The sequence below is a fragment of the Streptomyces sp. HSW2009 genome, from assembly GCF_040240285.1.
GTDB lineage: Bacteria > Actinomycetota > Actinomycetes > Streptomycetales > Streptomycetaceae > Streptomyces.
The window spans coordinates 1-3,097 of the sequence record NZ_JBEHZD010000750.1; the positions used below are offsets into that span (position 1 = coordinate 1).

At 76.5% G+C, this 3,097-nt stretch carries 3 protein-coding genes; all 3 read right to left on the reverse strand.

Features of this window, described 5'->3' with window-relative positions:
• Nucleotides 1-441: 441 nt before the first annotated feature.
• Nucleotides 442-1,641 (reverse strand): phosphotransferase, encoded by a 1,200-nt coding sequence (locus tag AAHZ94_RS31695; protein ID WP_349997163.1) that lies wholly within the window; start codon nt 1,639-1,641, stop codon nt 442-444.
• An 81-nt stretch (nt 1,642-1,722) separates the two neighbouring features.
• Complete coding sequence (locus AAHZ94_RS31700; RefSeq protein WP_349997161.1) at nt 1,723-2,169, reverse strand: pyridoxamine 5'-phosphate oxidase family protein; 447 nt, start codon at nt 2,167-2,169, stop codon at nt 1,723-1,725.
• Between the two features lie 162 nt (nt 2,170-2,331).
• Nucleotides 2,332-2,670, reverse strand: a complete 339-nt coding sequence (locus AAHZ94_RS31705) for a hypothetical protein (protein WP_349997162.1) — start codon at nt 2,668-2,670, stop codon at nt 2,332-2,334.
• Nucleotides 2,671-3,097 lie beyond the last annotated feature (427 nt).

Here is a 3,097-nt window from a genome sequence, read left to right on the forward strand (position 1 = left end):
CCCCCCCACCCCCCCCCGCCGGCCGCGCGGGGGGCTCGCACTTTGTAAAACGAGCCGGGTGGTGAGGCGGCTGCCGCCGCCGGTGGCGGCGAGGGCGGTCTGGGGTAGTCCCCCGCTCCGCCCGGGACGTGGCGGCCGGACCGACCGAGGGTCTCGCGTGCCGCGGCGTTTCGGATGCATCTCGTGACGTACGCGCAGGTCTGCGGCCCGTATCGGCCCCCGAAGTGGGGCGGTACGGGCCGCTTCGGCGTTCGGGGCGGGTGCGAGCGGGCGCGGGCGCGGCTGCGGCTGCGGCTGCGGAGGTGAGGCTGTGGGCTGGTCGCCGGCGCCTGGTGCCCGTGGTGTGGGTGCCGCTGCCGGCACTGCGGTGTGGGCTCCTGCCGCCCGCGGGGCGGGTGCCGCGCGGGCGGGGTGCGGCGCTCGCGGCCCGGTCGGTTCGGGTCAGTCGCAGAACGCCTGGCAGACGGCCTCGTAGCGGTCCGTCCACCAGACGGCGAGGGCGGCGACGGCGGGGAACTGCGGGTCGGCCCGGTGGTCGCCGCGCTGGTAGCGCCAGCGGAGTATCCAGAAGTCGTTGAGCCGCTCCCACCACACCCGGTGCACGGCCGCCGCCATCTCCTGCGGGCTGGCGCCGGTGGCGGCGCGGTAGCCGCGGGCGTACGGGCGGACCTTGGTCAGGGCGAGGGTGCCGCCGGGGCGGACGAAGAAGATCGCGGCGGCGCGTACCGCCTCTTCGGCGCGGGGTTGGACGCCGAGTCGGTCCCAGTCCACGATCGCGGCCGGTTCGGCGCCGCGGTAGAGCAGGTGCAGCGGGTGGAAGTCGCCGTGCACCCAGCTCACGGGCGGGGTGGTGGGGGCGGTCGGGCGGCGGTGGGCGTGGCGTTCGATGAGGGCGCGGCGTTCGATCAGCCGGTGCTCGGCGAGCTCGTCGAACGCGTCCCGCGGGCGGCGGCGCCCGGCCAGCAGGAGCAGTTCGTCGATGAGCGCGAAGGTGTCCGCCGGATCGGCCGGGACCGGCGACCCGGCGGGACCGGTGTCCCCGGCAGCCGCCCCGTACCAGCCGCCGGGGGCCCCGCGGGGCGCGTGGACCGGCAGCGGTGCGGGCGCAGGCGGTGGTGCGGGGGAGGACGCGCGGGGGCCGGGGAGGCGGAGGCCCGGCGGGTGCGGCTCGGCGGCGGGGCCGGTGGCCGTGCCGCCGGCGGCCGTGCCGGTTGCGGAGCCGGGATCGGTGCCGGTTTCGGCGCGCATGACGCGCGCGAGGCGCACGTGGACCAGCCCGAGCAGGGTGCCGAGCCGGCGGCTCTGCGGGGCGGTGAGGTCGCCGCCGTCGCGGTGCACGCCGTCGATCCAGGGGTGCAGTGCGTAGCAGCGTCCGCCGAGCACGGTGACGGTGCTGCCGTCGGCTGCGGCGACCGGGGGCGCGACCGGGATGCCGAGCCCGGCCAGCCGCCAGGTCGCGCGGTGCTGCCGGGCGATGGCGGCCTGGTCGCCGGCGAGGTGGTGCTTGAGGAAGTACTGGCCGCGGGTGGTGGCGAGCCGGTAGCCGCGGTTGAGCAGCCCGTGCGCGAGCGGCCGGCTGGCGAGCGGCTCGCCGGGGCCCTCATAGCGCCTGAGCAGGGCGCCGAGCGTCTCCGGAGCCAGCGATACGGCACCGTGATGGGGGGCGCGCCCGCGGGCGGCGACGGCAGTGAGGGGAGAGCGCAGCACCCGCCAGATGGTAGATCACACAGCGTGCGCGCTCAGCCGCGCTGGGACACCGTCCAGCCGGTGCACGGTGCAGAACTGCGGCTCGATGCGCAGGTAGACCGGGTCGTACGGGTCGCCGTCCGCGGTCTGCGGGGTCGGGCCGAAGCGGGCCAACTCCGCAGCGCACGGCACGAACAGCCGTGCGGTGCCGACGAACTGCACCGACCAGACGTCCCCGGTACTGCCCCCGGCGCTGCCGAGGGAGTCGATGTTGTCGGCGCCGTACGCGACGACGCAGCCCTCACAGGCGCGGTGGTAGCCGTAGCCGCGGTGCATCCGCAGCAGCACCTGGCCGTCGACCACGATGTGCCGGGCGACCGTCACGAACGGCAGCGCCCGCATGCTGACGGAGATCCGGCCGTAGCGGACCTCGCGGATGAGGTCGATCGCGCGGGCGTCGTCCGTGGGTGTGTCGATCGGCATGGCACCACCCTGCCCGCTGGTGGCCGCCCGCCATAGGGGCAGCCGCCCCGACGCACCGGGACGTTGGTCCCGACTGCGGCGGGGTGGCCCGGCCGTGCGGAGGTGAGAGCCGTGCGGATGTGAGAGTCAGGGGCCGTGCGGCCGGCAGGGGCCTTGTGGCCGTCAGGCGCAGGATGCGGGGCGGGCGTCGGCGGGGCGGGTGTGGTCCCGGTCCGCGCGGGGCGACAACACCTGGCCGAGGGTGAGCAGGGTCAGCCCGGCGAGCAGCAGGGCGTTGCCGCCGTAGAAGCGGGCGTCCCAGGTCAGGCCCGGCAGGATGGAGAAGAAGAGGCCCTGGAGGACGACGGAGCCGCCCGTGACCAGGGCGCCGATGCCGTGCAGCGCGGGCCGGGTGACGTGGCGGCGCGCGGTGGGCACGATCCACCCCGTCCTGAGCGTGGCGATCCCGCACCCGATCACCAACAGCCCCAGCAGCATGCCCGTACCGACTACCCACGCCATGGTGTGCTCCGCTCTGCACCGTACGGGGCCGGCAGCGCGCGGGGCGTCCGGCCTGATGCCGACATTGTGGACGGACCCGGTGGTGTCCCACCATGCCGGGACCAGGCAATTCCCACCCGGTTCGGTTGCCGTTCCCGTACGCCGGGCGCCCGGCGCCGTGCGGGGTGTGCGGTGCGCCGTGCGCACGGTCTGTCGGGTACGGGGCGCGCCGCGCGCACGGTCCGTAGCGGGCGGCACGCGGGGTGCGTACGGGGCGCCCGCCGCACCTGGCGACCCCCACCTCACTCCAACCCAACCCACCCCGCCTCCAGGCCACACCCGCTCCCCGCCCCAGGCCACACCCACCGCCGCCAGGCCAGGCGGGCCCCCCCCCCCAGGTGGGACCACCCACTCCAGACGAGCCACCCACCCCGGCAACACACCCAAC